Annotated in this window: 16 protein-coding genes and 1 riboswitch; of the genes, 8 read left to right on the top strand and 8 right to left on the bottom strand. The window is 74.0% G+C overall.

Annotated features, from left to right (window positions below; translation table 11 throughout):
- From ACOJUF_RS08755 to ACOJUF_RS08740, 4 genes are all read right to left on the bottom strand, one after another.
- A partial coding sequence (locus tag ACOJUF_RS08755; protein WP_420121475.1) for a GTP-binding protein occupies nt 1–794 on the bottom strand: 794 nt, incomplete at its 3' end.
- A 5-nt stretch (nt 795–799) separates the two neighbouring features.
- A complete protein-coding gene (locus tag ACOJUF_RS08750; RefSeq protein ID WP_420121474.1) occupies nt 800–2,152 on the bottom strand; it encodes an RNA polymerase sigma factor in 1,353 nt (450 codons plus the stop codon).
- 8 nt (nt 2,153–2,160) lie between these two features.
- Nucleotides 2,161–2,517 carry a YciI family protein gene (locus ACOJUF_RS08745; RefSeq protein ID WP_420121473.1) on the bottom strand — a complete coding sequence of 119 codons (357 nt, stop codon included), beginning with the start codon at nt 2,515–2,517 and terminating at the stop codon, nt 2,161–2,163.
- 67 nt (nt 2,518–2,584) lie between these two features.
- Nucleotides 2,585–3,238: a dihydrofolate reductase family protein gene (locus ACOJUF_RS08740; RefSeq protein WP_420121472.1), complete on the bottom strand. Its 654-nt coding sequence runs from the start codon at nt 3,236–3,238 to the stop codon at nt 2,585–2,587.
- A gap of 130 nt (nt 3,239–3,368) precedes the next feature.
- On the opposite strand from ACOJUF_RS08740, the gene ACOJUF_RS08735 reads away from it, so the two are divergent.
- Both ACOJUF_RS08735 and rpsT read left to right on the top strand, forming a co-directional pair.
- The gene (locus tag ACOJUF_RS08735) at nt 3,369–4,292 is read left to right on the top strand and encodes an esterase/lipase family protein (RefSeq protein WP_420121471.1); all 924 of its coding nucleotides are present in this window, start codon (nt 3,369–3,371) and stop codon (nt 4,290–4,292) included.
- A gap of 97 nt (nt 4,293–4,389) precedes the next feature.
- Complete coding sequence (gene rpsT / locus ACOJUF_RS08730) at nt 4,390–4,650, top strand: 30S ribosomal protein S20 (protein WP_420121470.1); 261 nt, start codon at nt 4,390–4,392, stop codon at nt 4,648–4,650.
- Nucleotides 4,651–4,698: 48 nt separating this feature from the next.
- On the opposite strand, the gene holA is transcribed toward rpsT, so the two are convergent.
- Nucleotides 4,699–5,676, bottom strand: coding sequence for a DNA polymerase III subunit delta (gene holA, locus ACOJUF_RS08725; RefSeq protein WP_420121469.1), 978 nt, complete (start codon nt 5,674–5,676; stop codon nt 4,699–4,701).
- A gap of 117 nt (nt 5,677–5,793) precedes the next feature.
- Nucleotides 5,794–5,955: riboswitch (SAM riboswitch) on the top strand.
- 13 nt (nt 5,956–5,968) lie between these two features.
- Between holA and thrC the strand changes: the two genes are divergently transcribed.
- On the top strand, nt 5,969–7,249 hold the full coding sequence (gene thrC / locus ACOJUF_RS08720) for a threonine synthase (RefSeq protein ID WP_420121468.1): 1,281 nt from the start codon (nt 5,969–5,971) through the stop codon (nt 7,247–7,249).
- Between the two features lie 39 nt (nt 7,250–7,288).
- Here the strand turns inward: thrC and ACOJUF_RS08715 are convergent, their stop codons facing one another.
- From ACOJUF_RS08715 to ACOJUF_RS08705, 3 genes are all read right to left on the bottom strand, one after another.
- Nucleotides 7,289–8,113 carry an alpha/beta fold hydrolase gene (locus ACOJUF_RS08715; protein ID WP_420121467.1) on the bottom strand — a complete coding sequence of 275 codons (825 nt, stop codon included), beginning with the start codon at nt 8,111–8,113 and terminating at the stop codon, nt 7,289–7,291.
- A 139-nt stretch (nt 8,114–8,252) separates the two neighbouring features.
- Nucleotides 8,253–8,867, bottom strand: coding sequence for an SAP domain-containing protein (locus ACOJUF_RS08710; protein WP_420121466.1), 615 nt, complete (start codon nt 8,865–8,867; stop codon nt 8,253–8,255).
- A 464-nt stretch (nt 8,868–9,331) separates the two neighbouring features.
- Entirely contained in the window at nt 9,332–10,624 is a 1,293-nt protein-coding gene (locus ACOJUF_RS08705) for a glutamyl-tRNA reductase (protein ID WP_420121465.1), read from the bottom strand.
- 181 nt (nt 10,625–10,805) lie between these two features.
- Here ACOJUF_RS08705 and hemE point away from each other — a divergent pair, with 181 nt between their 5' ends.
- The 5 genes from hemE to hemC all read left to right on the top strand — a co-directional run bounded on the left by hemE (nt 10,806) and on the right by hemC (nt 16,226).
- A complete protein-coding gene (gene hemE / locus ACOJUF_RS08700; protein ID WP_420121464.1) occupies nt 10,806–11,918 on the top strand; it encodes a uroporphyrinogen decarboxylase in 1,113 nt (370 codons plus the stop codon).
- On the top strand, nt 11,915–13,327 hold the full coding sequence (locus tag ACOJUF_RS08695; protein ID WP_420121463.1) for a protoporphyrinogen/coproporphyrinogen oxidase: 1,413 nt from the start codon (nt 11,915–11,917) through the stop codon (nt 13,325–13,327). The genes hemE and ACOJUF_RS08695 overlap by 4 nt, the downstream gene beginning before the upstream one ends.
- A gap of 147 nt (nt 13,328–13,474) precedes the next feature.
- Nucleotides 13,475–14,125, top strand: a complete 651-nt coding sequence (gene hemQ, locus ACOJUF_RS08690) for a hydrogen peroxide-dependent heme synthase (RefSeq protein WP_420121476.1) — start codon at nt 13,475–13,477, stop codon at nt 14,123–14,125.
- Nucleotides 14,122–15,312 carry a ferrochelatase gene (locus ACOJUF_RS08685; protein ID WP_420121462.1) on the top strand — a complete coding sequence of 397 codons (1,191 nt, stop codon included), beginning with the start codon at nt 14,122–14,124 and terminating at the stop codon, nt 15,310–15,312. The genes hemQ and ACOJUF_RS08685 overlap by 4 nt, the downstream gene beginning before the upstream one ends.
- Nucleotides 15,309–16,226, top strand: a complete 918-nt coding sequence (gene hemC / locus ACOJUF_RS08680) for a hydroxymethylbilane synthase (protein WP_420121461.1) — start codon at nt 15,309–15,311, stop codon at nt 16,224–16,226. Before ACOJUF_RS08685 ends, hemC begins: the two co-directional genes overlap by 4 nt.
- The last annotated feature ends 12 nt before the right edge of the window (nt 16,227–16,238 follow it).

The following is a 16,238-nucleotide window of genomic DNA, read 5'->3' as shown; positions in this document are numbered from 1 at the left end:
GGGATCGGCTCCGGGGAGATGACGCCGACCTCGAGCAACTCGTGCACGGCCTTGGTCGACATCATCTGGATGCGCTCGCGGGGGGTGATCTTGCCGTCGATCACCCGGATGTAGGTGATGACGCCCCGGTAGATGTCGTAGACCGAGTCGAAGATCATCGCCCGGGCCGGGGCGTCCGCGTCGCCGACCGGCGGCGGGATCTCGGCGACGACCTTGTCGAGCAGTTCCTTGACCCCGGCCCCGGTCTTGCCGGACACCCGCAGCACGTCGTCCGGCGAGCCGCCGATGATGTGCGCGATCTCCGCGGCGTACCGCTCGGGTTGGGCCGCCGGCAGGTCGATCTTGTTGAGCACCGGGATCACGTGCAGGTCGTTCTCCAGGGCCAGGTACAGGTTGGCCAGGGTCTGCGCCTCGATGCCCTGGGCGGCGTCGACCAGCAGCACGGCGCCCTCGCAGGCGGCCAGCGACCGGGACACCTCGTAGGTGAAGTCGACGTGGCCGGGGGTGTCGATCAGGTTGAGCACGTGATCGGTCAGTTGACCGTCGGCCCCCGGCGCCGCCCAGGGCAACCGGACGGCCTGGGACTTGATGGTGATGCCGCGCTCGCGCTCGATGTCCATCCGGTCGAGGTACTGGGCCCGCATCGCCCGGTCCTCCACCACCCCGGTGAGCTGCAGCATCCGGTCCGCCAGCGTCGACTTGCCGTGGTCGATGTGCGCGATGATGCAGAAGTTGCGGATCAGCTCCGGCGGGGTGAACGTGCGATGGGCACGGGCGGCAAGACCAGATGTCACGCCGCCTATGTTCCCACGCCCGCTCCCCCGTCGATCCCCGCGCGCCGCCGTCGTAGGAACGCCCGCTCGGCCGGGTTGCCGGTCAGCGCGATCGCCCGGTCGTAGGCGGCCGCGGCCTCGTCGCGCTGGTCCAGCCGGCGCAGCAGGTCGGCCCGGGTGACGTGCCAGGCCGGGTAGCCGGCCAGCGCCAGCGGCTCGACCAGGGCCAGCCCGACCGCGGGGCCGTCCAGTTCGGCCACCGCCACCGCCCGGTTCAGCTCGACCACCGGGGACGGGTGGACCGCGCGAAGCTGGTCGTACAGGGCGACGATCTGGGCCCAGTCGGTGTCGGCGGGGGTCGCCGCATCGGTGTGCACCGCGTTGATCGCGGCCTGGATCTGGTACGGCCCGGGCCGGTTGCGGTGCAGGCAGGCCCGCACCAGGTCGTGACCCTCGCCGATCCCGGCCCGGTCCCACCGGCGCCGGTCCTGCTCGTCCAGCGGCACCAGTACCCCGTCGCGCAGCCGGGCCGGCCGGCGGGCCCGGATCAGCAGCATCAGGGCGAGCAGCCCGGTCACCTCGGGCTCGTCCGGCAACAGCGTCCGCAGCACGCGGGTGAGCCGGATCGCCTCGGCGCACAGGTCGTCCCGCAGCGACCCGTCCCGGGGCGACTCGTCCCGGGGCGACTCGTCCCGACCGGAATCGTCCCGGGCGGACGCGTCCCGCCCGGGGTCCTGCTCGACGGGGGCGCCGGACACCGTCGCCAGGTACCCCTCGTTGAAGATCAGGTAGAGCACGGCGAGCACCCCGTCGATCCGGCCGGGCAGGTCGGCGGCCCGCGGCACCCGGAACGGGATGCCGGCCGTCCTGATCTTGCGCTTGGCACGGGTCAGCCGCTGCGCCATCGTGGGCTCGGGCACCAGGAACGCCCGCGCGATCTCGGCGGCGGTCAGGCCACCCAGCAGGCGCAGGGTCAGCGCGATCCGGGCGTCGGGGGCCAGAGCGGGGTGGCAGCAGGTGAAGATCAGCCGCAGCCGGTCGTCGGTGACGGCGCCGTCCTGCTCGGTCAGGGCGCCCGCCTCGAGCAACGGGTCGGGCCGGTTGACGGTCATCGCGAAGGCCTCGCTGTGACGGGCGTCGCGGGTGGATTCGCGACGGAGGCGGTCGATCGCCCGGTTGGCCGCCGTGGTGGCCAGCCACGCGCCCGGGTTGGGTGGGCGGCCCTGCTCGGGCCAGGTCTGCAGGGCCGCGACCAGCGCGTCGCCCAGGGATTCCTCGGCCAGGTCGATGTCGCCGAACCGGCGGATGAGGCCGGCGACCAGCCGGCCGTGCTCGGCCCGGAACACCTGCTCGATGCCCCGGGCCGCGTCGGCACCCATCGGGCGGATCAGGCCTCGCCCTGGAACGGCCGGACCTCGACCCGGCCCTCGCAGGCCGCGGACCCCTTGCGGGCCCATTCCAGGGCCTCGTCCAGGTCGGCGGCGGTGATCACCCAGAAGCCGCCCAGGTACTCCTTGGTCTCGGCGAACGGCCCGTCGGTGATGACGGCCGCGCCGCCCCGGGCGTCGACGACGGTGGCCGACTCGATGCCTTCCAGACCGCCGGCGAAGACCCAGGCGCCGGCCTGCCTGACCTCCTCGTTGAACGCGTCGACCTGCTGGAACATCCGCTGCATGTCCTCGTCGGAGATGGTCGCGACCTCGGCGGGCGACTCGTGGTGGACGGACAGCATGTACTGCTTCAAGGTGGGCTCCTTGCTCGGTTGGATCGGGGTGGGTGGTAGGAACGGAAGGGCGGAGATCAGGCAGGGATCAGACCGGGACCTCGCTGATCACCGCCTCGCCGTCCACGATGCCCAGGTCGCCCCGGGTGAAATCGGCCGGCTCCAGGACCAGGTGGGTGGCGCCGGCGGCCGTGCTCGTGCGGGCGACCGTGCGGAAGGCGGACGGCCGCGTCGTGTCGTCGAACAACCGCTTCCCGGCCCCGACCACGACCGGGAACACCAGCAGCCGGTAGACGTCGACCAGCCCGGCGTTGTGCAGGGTCTGCGCGAGCTGCCAGCTGCCGTGCACCTGCAGTTCCCGGCCGGGTCGTTCCTTGAGCGCGCGCACCTGCTCGACGACATCGTCCCGCAGGACGGTGGTCGGCCCCCAGGCCGCCTGCTCGTCGGTGAGCGCGGTCGAGACCAGGTACTTGGGGTAGGCGTTGAGGACCTTGGCGACCAGCTCGTCCTGGTTCGGATAGGCGCTCCAGTAGGTCCGCATCATCTCGAACGTGCTGCGGCCGAGCAGGACGGCGTCGGCGTGGGCGAACCACTCCTCGTCCACGATCCGGCCGAAGTCCTCGTCGACGTGCGGGATCACCCAGCCGCCGCGGGTGAAGCCGCCGGAGGTGTCCTCGTCCGGGCCGCCCGGGCCCTGCATGACGCCGTCGAGGCTGACGAAGGTGTTGAGGCTGAGCTTCATGGTTCCTCCTGTTTCGTTCCTGACACCATCACCACGAACGGACCGGAGCGCGGACGACAGCTCAGCGGAATTTTCTTCCAAGATTTTTTTCATTCTCTTCGCGGCCGGGCCGGACGTACCGTGGCGGGCGATGAGAAGGACGATCCTGGCGGCATTCCTGCTGGTCGGAACGGTGACCGGGGCAGCGGGGTGCGGGGGACCGGCGCCGGTGACCGGCCCATCGGTGTCGCCATCGGTGCCGGACTCGGTGCCGCCCTCGGTGTCGCCATCGCCGTCGGTGCCGGTGACCGGGCCGTCGGCAGCACCCTCGGCCCCGTCGTCGGCCGTCCCCGCATCGCTGCCGGACGTCCACCTGCCCGGGGTCAACGACCCGGGCTGCCGGTCGGACCACCCCCCGGTGGTGCTGCTGCCCGGGACGTTCTCGACCGTCGCGGGCACCTACGGGCCGCTGGCCACGGCCCTGACGGGGGCCGGCCGGTGCGTGTACGGCGCGAACTACGGGCTGGGCGGGCTGGCCCCGGTCCGCGATTCCGCGACCACGGTGGCCGGCGTGGTCGAGGGCGTGCTCGCCGCGACCGGCGCCGACCGGGTCGACGTCGTCGCCTACTCCCAGGGCGGCCTGGTGCTGCGCACGGCCCTGCGGCAGGACGGCCTGGCCGATCGGGTGGGCACCGCGGTGCTGATCGCGCCGACCTTCCACGGCACCACCTCCCCGCTGTTGGACGGGGTGCCCGGCGCCCTCTGCCCGGCCTGTGCCGACCAGATCGCCGGATCCGCGCTGCTCACCGAACTCGATGCCGGCGGCGACCTGGACGGGTCGGTGCGCTACGCGACGATCTCCAGCCGGGACGACACCGTGGTGACGCCGGTGGCCGCGCAGTCGCCGGCCGGTCCGGCGGACCGGGTGACGTCGCTGGTGGTCCAGGACCGGTGCCCGCAGGTGCGGCTCGACCACGTCGCGCTGCCCGGGGACCCGCGGTTGATCGCCTGGGTCGGCGCGGCGCTGGCCGCCGGGGGCCGGCCCGAACCGTCGGCCTTCCCCTGCGCCGGGTAGGCGTATTTGTTCCTCGTTCGGTCCGGCTGGTAACGTGGACGGCCGTGTGTGCCCGACGGCGCCACGAACTCCAACGACGAAACGAAGGCATTCCGGCGTGGCCAACATCAAGTCCCAGATCAAGCGCAACCGCACCAACGAGCTCGCTCGGCAGCGCAACAAGTCGGTGAAGTCCTCGCTCAAGACGAGCGTGCGCAAGGTGCGGACCGCCGCCGAGGCCGGCGACAAGGCCGTGGCCGAGGTCGAGCTGAAGGCCGCGTGCCGCAGCCTGGACAAGGCCGTCTCCAAGGGCGTCATCCACGCCAACCAGGCCGCGAACCGCAAGTCGGCCCTGACCGTGCTGGTCAACAAGATCTGACCGCTCGACCGATCAGCCGGTGACTGCCTTCGGTCACCGGCTGTTTCGTCATTTCCCGCGCCGGGCCCGGACCAGGTCCAACACCGCCTTCTCCAGGGCGTACTCGGCGTCGGCGGCCACCCCCTTCACCGCGGCATTGAGATCGGCCACGATGGCCATGCCGGCCGCCAGCCCGTCCGGGGTCCACCCCCGGGCCATCCCCCGCGCCCGGTCGATCTTCCAGGGCGGCATGCCCAGCTCCGAGGCCATCGCGTAGGAGTTGCCGCCGCGCACCGACGACACCCGGGACACCGTCCGCACCCCGTCGGCCAGCGCGTCGGCGACGAGCACGGGCGCGACCCCGACCCCGAGGGCCCAGCGCAGTGACTCCAGCGCTCCGGGCAGGTCGCCGGACATCGTGGCGTCGGACACGGTGAAGCCGCTGACCTCGGCCCGTCCGGTGTGGTAGCGCCGCACCGCCTTCTCGTCGACCGTGCCGCCGGTATCGGCGACCAACTGATCGGCCGCCGACGCCAGCTCCCGCAGGTCCGACCCGATCGCCTCGACCAGCGCCGTCACCGCCGTCGGGTTGGTGCGACCGCCGGCCCGCCGGATCTCGGCGCGGACGAAGTCGATCCGCTCGTTGAGCTTGGTGATCCGGGAGCAGGTGACCACGTCGGCGCCGGCCTTGGTCAGGGTGTCGGCGATCGCTTTGTTGCGCGCGCCGCCCGGATGGTGCAGCACCAGCCAGACCCCGTCGACCGGATCCTTGACGTACGCGGCCAGCTCGGCGGCCAACTCCTTCGACGCCTCGTGGGCGCCGCGGATCACCACCACCCGCGGCTCGGCGAACAGGCTCGGCGCCACCAGGTCGGAGAACTCCCCGACGGTCAGCCCGGCCCCCGTGCCGTCCCGCCGCTCCACCCCCGGGTCGATCCGGCGGGCGGTCGCCACGGCCCGGGCGATCGCCCGGTCGACCAGCAGTGCCTCGTCGCCCGTCACCAGGGTGAGCGGGGCGAGATCCACCGTGTCGGCCATGCCCGCCATCGTGCCAGCCGGGTGCGACAGTGCCGTCCCCGTGGGTTCCCCAGGCCGGGCCCCGGCGGTCGCCGGACCATCGGACCGCGGGGTGCGATGCGTTACGATGCTCGGACAACCGAATACACCTCATCCAGAGGGGCAGAGGGATACGGCCCGACGAAGCCCCGGCAACCACTGTCGATGATTTCTCTCGTGACCACCCCCGCGTCCGCGCGGCGGCGCGGTTCTCGAGGCCGGTCGACAGCAGGTGCCACTTCCGTCCCGCTCCGGCGGGGAAGATGAGCAGAAAGGCCTCGTCATGACGTCTGTGCTGTCCGCGCCCGCCTCCACCTCCGTGGATCTGGGCCCCGCCGTCGCGCTGTCCTGTCGCGAGTGCGGCAATCGCATCGAGCTCGGCCCCTACTACGCGTGTACCGAGTGCTTCGGTCCGCTCGAGGTCGCCTACGAGTTCACCTCCCGGGGCGAGGATCTCACGCGGCGGATCGAGGCCGGCCCGCAGAACATCTGGCGCTACGCGCCGCTGCTGCCGGTGCCCGGGGACATCGCGGGCACCCCGAACATCAACCCGGGCCAGACCAAGCTGGTCCGCGCCGACAACCTGGCCAAGGAGCTGGGCATGCGGCGGCTCTGGGTCAAGGACGACTCGGGCAACCCGACCCACTCGTTCAAGGACCGGGTCGTCGCGGTGGCGTTGGCCGCCGCCCGCCAGCTCGGCTTCACCGTCCTGGCCTGCCCGAGCACCGGGAACCTGGCCAACGCCGTCGCCGCGGCCGCGGCCCGGGCCGGCATCCGCTCGGTGGTGATGATCCCGTCGAACCTGGAGCAGCAGAAGATCCTGACCACCGCCGCCTCCGGCGGCACCCTGGTCGCCGTCGACGGCACCTACGACGACATCAACCGGCTGGCCGGGGAGATCGCCGCCGAGCAGGAGGATTGGGCGTTCGTCAACGTCAACGTCCGCCCGTACTACGCCGAGGGATCCAAGACGCTGGCGTTCGAGGTCGCCGAGCAGCTCGGCTGGCGGCTGCCGGACCAGGTCGTGGTGCCGATCGCCTCCGGCGCCCAACTGGTCAAGATCGACAAGGGGTTCACCGAGCTGGGCGAGCTGGGGCTGGTCGACGCCACGCCGTACAAGGTGTTCGGCGCGCAGGCGACCGGCTGCTCCCCCGTCGCCGAGGCGTTCAAGAACGGGTGGGACGTGGTCAAGCCGGTGCGGCCGGACACCATCGCCAAGTCGCTGGCCATCGGCAACCCCGCGGACGGGCCGTACGTGCTCGACGTCACGCGGCGCACCGGCGGCGCGGTCGAGGACGTCAGCGACGACGAGGTCATCGAAGGCATCAAGCTGCTGGCCCGGACCGAGGGCATCTTCGGCGAGACCGCCGGGGGCGTCACCATCGCCACCCTGCGCAAGCTGCTGGCCACCGGGCAGCTCGATCCGGACGCCGAGACCGTCGTGTTCAACACCGGCGACGGGCTCAAGACGCTGGACGCGATCGCCGGCGAGGTCGGCCCGACGGCCACCATCAAGCCGACCATGAGCGCGTTCGAGGCGGCCGGGCTGACCCAGCCGCGGTAGGAGGCCGCCGGTCGATCCCGCGCGGCCACCACGGCCCCGTCAGGCGGGCACCCGGCCCAGGAAGTCCAGCATGTACCGGGCGACCCGGTCGGGATCGTCCGAGATCGGGACGTGATTCAGGCCGGTCAGCCAGCGCAACCGGGCTCCCGGCACCAGCGCCAGGTAGCGGCTGATCTGCTGCGGCATCAGCGGGTCGGCCGTGCCCTGCAGCAGCAGGGTGGGCGCGGTGATCGTGTGCAGGTGCGTCGGCAGGTCGAACATGGCCGACCAGTTGGCCGCGTCGTAGGCCGGGGCGGCGGCGTAACCGGTCAGCAGCCGGTAGGCGTCGGCCTCGGTGAGCTGCCAGGGCAGGCTGCGGTTGCCCGCGAAGAAGACCGTCCGCCCGGCGGCCGTCCGGCTCAGCGGCTCGGCGTACGGGGCCAGGGTCATGGCCACCTGACGCCCGACGGCCAGGGCGAGGTAGCCCTGCACCCGCTCCACCGGAGTGCCCAGACCGTCCGGGGCGATCGCCACCACCGACCGGACCCGGTCGGACCCGGCCAGCTGGAGCGCGATCCGCGCGCCCATCGAGTAGCCGGCGACGTGGAAACGGTCGATGCCCAGCCGGTCGAGCGTCTCGGTGACGGCGACCGCCAGGTGGTCGGCACTCGGTGCGACACCGGCCGGCAGGGCCGGCGACTGCCCGAATCCCGGCAGGTCGACCGCGACGACCTCGTAGCGGGCGGCCAGCCGGTCGAGCACCGGCCGCCAGCCGACGTGGGATTCGCCGAGCCCGTGCAGCAGCACCAGCGGCTCGCCCGCCCCGGTCCGGTGGACGAACAGGGGACCGTCGGTGACGGTGCGGTCGATGGCCGGTGCGCTCATGAGGACTCCAGGGTGTGAGAACAGCTGATCGGCGCGGACTCTCGCCCGAGGGACGCCGGGTGGGCAAACGGCGACGCCGGTCCGGCGGAACCGGACCGGCGTCACTGCGTCAGGTCGAGCGGTGGCTCGGCCGGGTCGACTACTTGTCGTCGTCCTGGCTGTCGCCCTCGGTGTCGGCGTTCACCAGGCGCTCGATGAGCTCCTCGACGGTGCCGCTCTTGGCCAGGCCGCGCTCGGCCAGCTGGTCCGACAGCTCGGCCTTGGTCAGGCCCTCGTACGGCTCCCGGGCCTGCTCGCGCGCCTGCTTGGCGGCGGCGCGCTCGGCCCGCTTGGCCGCGCGCTCCTGCTCCTTGGCAACTTCCTCCGCCTGCTCGGCCTGCTCGTCGGCCAGCTCCTGCGCCTGACGGGCCTGCTCGGTGGCCAGATCGGCCGCGGAATCGACGACCGCGTCGACCTGGTCGGCGACCACGCCGCCGACCTTCTCCGCCTGGTCGCGGACGGTGCCGGAGAGCGAATCGACGATCTCGGCCCAGCGGGTCATCAGCTCGCGGTTGGTGTCGACGACCTGCTGCAGGAACTCGAAGTACCGGGTGACGGGCTCGGTGAACTCGACCCGGGGCAGGCGGGTCACGAGGCCGGCCTGGTCGGTGAGGACGCGGACGCCCCGCTTCCACGATTCGGCCGCCTGCTCGGTGGCCTCACGGGCCTGCGCGGCACCGGCGGTGTAGTTCTCGGTTGTGGTGGTGACGGTCATGACACTCCTTGTCATACAGTTTTTCTCGGAACCCGCGACCGATCGTCGGCAGGCGCTTGGGGGACGGGCACGGCCGCCCGGCAGGTCGTCAACCGGCGGTCGCGATCGGTGATGCCTCACCACGCAACCGGCGGCGGCCCGCCATCCCCCGTTAGCTACGTTAGCCATTTCTCAGCTAACCGGGACCCACCCCTGGGGGTGTGGCGCCCCGCCGGCCGGTGTGCCGCGCACCCGGGCCCGGGCGTCCGGGATTCCCGTCGGCCCAGGTCACACCGGGTGCGGCGGCCGGTTGCGCGGCCGCGCCGGCGGGCCGCCGGGCCCTGGCGCACACCGCCGGAGGCGATCCCCGTCACACCGCGGGACCCCCGGTTGGCCTACAAGACCCGGCCGCCGGCGTGTGACTGCCCCGACAGGAAAAGCAGTTTCGTTTCCCGTGCACCGATTTTCGGCGCCCGGACGGTGGATCAGCTGGTGCGCAAGGCGGACACCGGATGGGCCGCGGTCTCGGAGTCGTGGATGTCGATGCCGAACAGGGTGTGCAGCGCCTGCACGTACCCGGCACCGTCCCCGGTGCGGGCGAGCTCCTGCGCGCGCAGCGTGGGGGTGTGCAGCAGGGCCTGCGTGACGCGGTGCAGGGCGCGTTCCATGTCGGCCGCGACGTCGGCCGGGTACTTGGCCCGGAGCCGGTCCAGCTCCTTGCGCATCGTCCCCGAGACGTGCTGGCGCAGCGCCACCACGGCCGGATCGAGCCGGCGGATCGCCATCCGCTCCTCGAACGCGGCAACCCCGGCGATCACGATGTCCTGCGCGGCGACGACCGCCTCCAGGTGGGCCGGGTCGACCGAGCGCTGGACCGAGTGCAGGTCGACCACCCGGACCCCGGGCACCAGCCGGGCCGGTGCCGCGACGTGCGGGTGCAGGGCCAGGTCGATGATCGGCAGCGGGGCGGTCCGGCCGGCCACCGCCGCGCTCAGCAGGGGCACGTCCAGCATCCCGGCGGACTGCCCGCTGCAGGCGACGACCACGTCGACCCCGGCCATCGCCGCGGCCAGCCCGGCGGGCTCGACCGGCGTGGCGGTGTGCCGGGCGGCGAAGGCGTCGGCCCGGCCGCTGGGCGAATGCACGAGCAGCCGCTGCACACCCCGGGCCCGCAGCTCGGCGGCCACCACCCGGGCGTAGGCGCCCGTGCCGATGATCAGGGCCGACCCGACCGGCGTGGCCTGGCCGTCGACCCCGCTGATGTCCAGCGCGACCGAGGCGACCGACCGGCCGGCGGCGCCCAGACCGGTCTCGGTGGCCACCTGCTTGGCCACCCGGGCAGCGTGCTGGAAGAGCTGGTTGATCGCCGGCGATGCCGTGCCGGCGGCCTGCGCCTCGCGCAGCGCCCGGGCGATCTGGCCGGCGATCTCGGCCTCGCCGACCACCATGGAATCCAGCCCGGAGGCGACCGTCAGCAGGTGGGCCACCGCGGGGGCCCCGACCCGCACCTTGAGCATCCCGCTGATCTCGTCCGCGGAGATCCCGGTCACCTGGGCCAGTTGCCCGGCGACCGAGTCGATCGCGTCGTGGAACCGGGACGCGTCGAGGTAGATCTCCAGGCGATTGCAGGTGGAGATGACGACGGCGCCGTCGACCGGCCCGTCGGAATGCTTCGTCAGATCGCCGACGGCCCGGCTGAGCAGCGTCGGGTGCAGGGCGAGCCGGTCCAACTGCGTCAGCTCGAGGTCGTGATGGCTGGCGCCAAGAACCATGAGCATGATGCCGGATGCTACCGGCGCACCGGGGGCGACGGTACGAAGGCAAGCCTCACCTGGCTTCCCGGATGGCCGGTGACCTGCGGTTTCGCCTCGGCCGGGCGGCCGGGTGGTGGTCGATTCCACGGTCCCCGCCCCCGGGCCCGGCCGGCCGGGCGGGCCGGGATGACACCATGGACGCGACATGACTGTTTCCCCGCCCCCCACCACCCCGTCGGCGACCGCTCCGGCGTCCGCCCTGCCGGCCGGGCACCCGCTCGTCGACGGCCGCACCGCCGGCGCTCCCCTGCTGGCCGCCTACCGCGGCCGCCGGCCCGACCGCCGGCCGGTCTGGTTCATGCGGCAGGCCGGCCGCTCCCTGCCCGAGTACCGGGAGGTGCGCCGCGGCATCGGCATGCTCGAGTCGTGCCTGCAGCCGGACCTGGCCGCCGAGATCACGCTGCAGCCGGTCCGCCGGCACCGGGTGGACGCGGCCATCCTGTTCAGCGACATCGTGGTGCCGCTGAAGCTGGCCGGGGTGGACGTGGAGATCGTCGCCGGCACCGGACCGGTGGTCGCCTCCCCCGTCCGGACCGCCGCCGATGTCGCGGCGTTGCCGCCATTGGATCCCGACGCCCTGGCCCCGGTTGCCGCCGAGGCCGCGGCGGTGGTCGCCGAACTGGGCGGCACCCCGCTGATCGGCTTCGCCGGGGCCCCGTTCACCCTGGCCTCCTACCTGGTCGAGGGCGGGCCGAGCAAGGACCACCGGCGGACCAAGACCCTGATGCACGCCGCGCCGCAGGTCTGGCACGCGCTGGCGGCCTGGACGGCCGGGGTGACGACGGCGTTCCTGCGGGCCCAGGTGCTGGCCGGGGCGTCCGCCGTGCAGGTGTTCGACTCGTGGGCCGGCGCGCTGAGCCGGCCGGACTACCAGGCGTTCGTCGCCGAGCACTCCGCGGCGGTCTTCGCCGGGGTCGCCGATCTCGGCGTGCCCCGGGTGCATTTCGGCGTGGGCACCGGTGAACTGCTGACGGCCATGCGGGACGTCGGCGCCGACGTGCTGGGCATCGACCACCGGGTCCCGCTGGATGTCGCCACCGCCCGGCTGGGCGGTGGGGTGCCGGTGCAGGGCAACATCGATCCGGCGCTGCTGTTCGCCGGCGAGCGGGCGCTGCATGAGCACACGCTGGACGTCATCCGGCGCGGTGCGGCCGCCCCGGGACACGTGCTCAACCTCGGTCACGGCGTCCCGCCGGACACCGACCCGGGCGTGCTGACCGAGCTCGTCGAGTTCATCCACGCACAACCCGGGACATGACCCCGCCCGGGCCTCGGGTGGTCGTGGTGGGCGGCGGGATCGGCGGCCTGACCGCCGCCCTCGACCTCGCCCGGGCCGGGCTGGCGCCGCTGGTCCTGGACGCGGGCCCGACGCCCGGCGGCGTGGTCTGCACCCACACCGTCGGCGGGCTCACCCTGGACGCCGGGGCCGAGTCGTTCGCCGTGGCCCGCCCGGCCACCGCGGCCCTGATCGACGAGCTGGGCCTGACCGACCGGGTGGTCGCACCCGCCCCGGTGGGCGCCTGGGTCCGGCACGCGGGCGGGGCCGCACCGCTGCCGGCGACGGCCTACCTGGGCATCCCCGGCCACCCGTGGGCGGCCGACGTCCGGCGCATCGTCGGCTGGCCCGGCGCCGCCCGGACCCTGCTCGACCGGGTCCGGCCGATCCGCGACCCCGCTCCGGGCCCGAACGGATCGCCGGACTCGCTGGGGTCGCTGGTCCGCGCCCGGATGGGCCGGCGGGTGCTCGAGCGCCTGGTCGAACCGGTGGCCGGCGGGGTCTACGCGGCCGACCCGGACACCCTCGACCTGGGGATCGTCGCGCCCGGCCTGCCGGCCGCGCTGCGCCGCACCGGGTCACTGGCCGCGGCCGCCCGCGAGCTGCGCGGCGGCGGCGGGCGTCCCGGATCGGCCGTGGCCTCCCTGACCGGCGGTCTGCACACCCTGGTCCCCACCCTCGTCGCCGCGGTCACCGCGGCCGGCGGGACGATCCGCTCCGGCGTGCGGGTCACCGGGCTGACCCGGGCCGGCGGCTGGCGGCTGGCCACGGACGCCGGCGGGATCACCGCGGACCGCCTGGTACTGGCCCTGCCCGGTCCCGCGGCCGGGCCACTGCTGGCCGGCCCGGACGCCCGCATCGGGCCGGCCGCGCTGGTCACCGACGTCTTCGGCGAACCGGTCAGCCCGGTCGCGCTGGTCACCCTGGTCGTCGACGACGCCGGCCTCGACGCCGCGCCGCGCGGCACCGGCGTCCTGGTGTCGGCGCGGGCCAGCGGGCCGCGGGCCAAGGCGCTGACCCACGCCACCGCGAAGTGGCCGTGGCTGGCCGCCGCGGCCGGACCCGGGCGGCACGTGCTGCGGCTGTCCTACGGGCGCGGTCCGGACGACCGGCTGCCCGCCGACGCCGACCTGCCCGGCCTGGCCCTGGCCGACGCGGCCGATCTGCTCGGCCGGCCGATCGCCGCCGCGGCCCTGGTCGACGCGGACGTCGTGCGGTGGACGGCGGCCCTGCCGGTCCCCCGGCCCGGGCACGCCGCGGCGGTGACCGCCCTGCGGTCCGCCGCCGGACCCCCCGGGCTGGCGGTGGTCGGCGCGGCGGTGGCCGGAACCGGCCTGGGGGCCGTCATCGCGGACGCCCGGGCCCAGACCCGAACCATGATCGATGCCTGAGCCGATGTGGCCAGTTCAACGTCGGCGGCCGGCCGAGCCCGCCGCGGCGTGAGAGAGGATGGAACGGTGACGAACGAGCAACCGGACACCGCGGTCCAGCGGCCGGCCCGCACCCGGCCGTCGGCCCGGGAGATCAACGACCAGATCATGTACACCGCCTACGCGGTCTATGCCCGCGCCGGCGACCTGGACGCGCCGGCCGAGAAGGCCACCGCCGAGCTCACCGACCTGGTCGGTGAACTGGCCGACGGCGGGGTCCGCATGCGCGGCTTCTACGACGTCTCGGGCCTGCGCGCCGACGCCGACCTGATGGTCTGGTGGTACGCGCCGACGGCCGACCAGCTGCAGGCGGCCGCCCGGTCGCTGCGGCGCACCAGCGTCGGCCGGAGCCTGTCCCCGTTCTGGTCGGCGATGGGCCTGCACCGGCCGGCCGAGTTCAACAAGGGCCACGTCCCGGCGTTCCTGGCCGGCGCCCCGGCCAAGGCCTGGGCGACGGTCTACCCGTTCGTCCGGTCCTACGAGTGGTACCTGCTGCCCGACGCCGAGCGCCGCGGCATGCTCGTCGAGCACGGCATGATGGGCCGCGCGTACGACCAGGTGCTCTCGAACACCGTCGCCGCGTTCGCGCTCGGCGACTACGAGTGGCTGCTGGCCCTGGAGGCCGACGAGCTGCACGACACCGTCGACCTGATGCGGCATCTGCGCGCCTCCGGCGCGAGAATGCATGTGCGAGAGGAAGTTCCGTTCTTCAGCGGCCGTCGTGTGGACGAGGCCGGGGTGGTCGAGGTCCTGCGATGACCTACGACGCCGTCCTGCTCGCCGGCTTCGGCGGGCCGGAGGGGCCCGACGACGTGATGCCCTTCCTGCGCAACGTGACCCGCGGCCGGGGCATCCCGGACGAGCGGCTGGTCGAGGTCTCGCACCACTACCAGGCGCTGGGCGGCCGGTCGCCGATCAACGAGCAGTGCCGGGCGCTGCAGCAGGCCCTGCAGGCCGAACTGGACCTGCCGGTGCTGTGGGGCAACCGGAACTGGGATCCCTACGTGGCCGACGTCGTCCGCGACGCCCACGCCGCCGGCCTGACCCGGTTGCTGGGCGTGGCGACCTCGGCGTACTCGTCCTACTCGTCCTGCCGGCAGTACCGCGAGGATTTCGGGATGGCCCTGGACGCCACCGGTCTCGTCGGATCGGTGCGGATCGACAAGGTGCAGCCCTATTTCGACCTGCCCGGGTTCCGCGCGCCGTTCGTGGAGGGCACCGTGGCCGCCCTGCGCTCGGCGCAGGCGGCCGGGATCGCTCCGGCCGACCTGGAGATCGTCTTCACCACCCACTCCATCCCGACGACGATGGCCGACACCTCCGGGTCGGCGTCGCTGGGCGACCACGGGGACGGTGGCGCCTACGTCGCCCAGCATCTGGCCGTCGGGGCGGCGGTGATCGCCGAGGTCGCGGCGGCCGCCGGCCTGGCCGGCGGGACGGGGCCGGCCTGGCCGCTGGCCTACCAGTCCCGGTCGGGCCCGCCGTCGGTGCCCTGGCTGGAACCCGACATCAACGACGTCATCACCGCCCTCGCCGCGGCCGGCCGGCGCGGCGTCGTGGTGGTGCCCATCGGCTTCGTCTCCGATCACGTCGAGGTGATCTGGGACCTGGACCGGGAGGCCGCCGACACCGCGCAGGAGGCCGGCCTGTTCTTCGCCCGCGTCGGCACCCCGGGCACCGACCCCCGGTTCGTCGCCGACCTGGCCGCGCTCATCCGGCACCGGCTGGGCGGCGCGGGGTCCGCACCCGCCGCCGACCGGTTCCCCGGGCTGGCCGGGGTGACCCGCCGGCCCGACTTCTGCGCGACGCGCTGCTGCGTCAACGCCCGGGTCACCCGGCCGACCACGGCGGCGGTCGATTCCGCGGCCGATTGGCCGGATCCGGGTGTCGATCGGGCCCGGCTGGCGGCATCCGGCATCCCCGGAGTGGACGCGTCGCCGCGGTGAGCGCCGCGGTCCTGCGGGTCGGCACCCGGGGCAGTGCCCTGGCCCTGGCCCAGTCCGGCATGGTGGCCGACCGGATCGCCGGGATCGCCGGCTGCTCGGTCAAGCTCGTGCGCATCCGCACCGAGGGCGACGTGAACACCGGGCCGCTGGCCACCATCGGCGGCACCGGGGTCTTCGTCACCGGGGTCCGCGCCGCCCTACTCGAGGGGCGGGTGGACGTGGTCGTGCACTCGTACAAGGACCTGCCGACCGCCCCGGCCGACGGCATCTCGCTCAGCGCGGTGCCCGCGCGGGAGAACCCGTTCGACGCCCTGTGCGCGCGCAACCGGCTGACCCTGGGCGAGCTGCCACCGGGGTCGACCGTCGGCACCGGCTCCCCCCGGCGGGCCGCCCAGCTGCGCACGCACCGGCCGGATCTGCAGATCGTCGCGATCCGCGGCAATGTCGACACCCGGCTGCGGAAGGTGACCGACGGCGAGCTCGACGCGGTCGTGCTGGCCGCGGCCGGGCTGAACCGGCTCGGCCGGTCCGACGCCATCAGCCAAATCCTGGACACCGAGGTGATGCTGCCGGCCCCGGCCCAGGGCGCGTTGGCGGTCGAGACCCGCGCCGGCGCGCCGGCCTGGTTCACCGCGGCGGTCCGTGCGCTGGACGATCCGGCGGCCCGGGCGGCGGTGCTGGCCGAGCGGGTGCTGCTGCGCGACCTGGAGGCCGGTTGCAGCGCGCCGGTCGGTGCGTTCGGGCAGGTCACCGCGGACACGCTGACCCTGCAGGCGGTGGTCGTCGCGCCGTCCGGCGCGGACGAGTTCCGGGTGCGGCGCGGGGGTCCGGTCGCCGCCGACGGGGAGCTGGGGCCCGCCGCGGCGGCCGACCTGCTCGACCGGGGCGCGGCCCAGCTGCTGGGCCCGCGGTGACGGCGGCGGCGC

This window comes from Nakamurella sp. (genome assembly GCF_048594475.1).
Taxonomy (GTDB): Bacteria; Actinomycetota; Actinomycetes; order Mycobacteriales; family Nakamurellaceae; genus Nakamurella.
Note: the sequence above shows the minus strand (reverse complement) of the source record. Positions and strands in the feature narration are given on the sequence as shown.

Excerpts from the sequence above, each read along its gene's own strand:
- ACOJUF_RS08750 (WP_420121474.1), bottom strand. The coding sequence starts at position 2,152 with ATGGGTGCCGACGCGGCCCGGGGCATCGAGCAGGTGTTCCGGGCCGAG.
- ACOJUF_RS08740 (WP_420121472.1), bottom strand. The coding sequence starts at position 3,238 with ATGAAGCTCAGCCTCAACACCTTCGTCAGCCTCGACGGCGTCATGCAG.
- ACOJUF_RS08735 (WP_420121471.1), top strand. The coding sequence starts at position 3,369 with ATGAGAAGGACGATCCTGGCGGCATTCCTGCTGGTCGGAACGGTGACC.
- holA (WP_420121469.1), bottom strand. The coding sequence starts at position 5,676 with ATGGCGGGCATGGCCGACACGGTGGATCTCGCCCCGCTCACCCTGGTG.
- thrC (WP_420121468.1), top strand. The coding sequence starts at position 5,969 with ATGACGTCTGTGCTGTCCGCGCCCGCCTCCACCTCCGTGGATCTGGGC.
- ACOJUF_RS08715 (WP_420121467.1), bottom strand. The coding sequence starts at position 8,113 with ATGAGCGCACCGGCCATCGACCGCACCGTCACCGACGGTCCCCTGTTC.
- ACOJUF_RS08710 (WP_420121466.1), bottom strand. The coding sequence starts at position 8,867 with ATGACCGTCACCACCACAACCGAGAACTACACCGCCGGTGCCGCGCAG.
- ACOJUF_RS08705 (WP_420121465.1), bottom strand. The coding sequence starts at position 10,624 with ATGCTCATGGTTCTTGGCGCCAGCCATCACGACCTCGAGCTGACGCAG.
- hemE (WP_420121464.1), top strand. The coding sequence starts at position 10,806 with ATGACTGTTTCCCCGCCCCCCACCACCCCGTCGGCGACCGCTCCGGCG.
- ACOJUF_RS08695 (WP_420121463.1), top strand. The coding sequence starts at position 11,915 with ATGACCCCGCCCGGGCCTCGGGTGGTCGTGGTGGGCGGCGGGATCGGC.
- hemQ (WP_420121476.1), top strand. The coding sequence starts at position 13,475 with ATGTACACCGCCTACGCGGTCTATGCCCGCGCCGGCGACCTGGACGCG.
- ACOJUF_RS08685 (WP_420121462.1), top strand. The coding sequence starts at position 14,122 with ATGACCTACGACGCCGTCCTGCTCGCCGGCTTCGGCGGGCCGGAGGGG.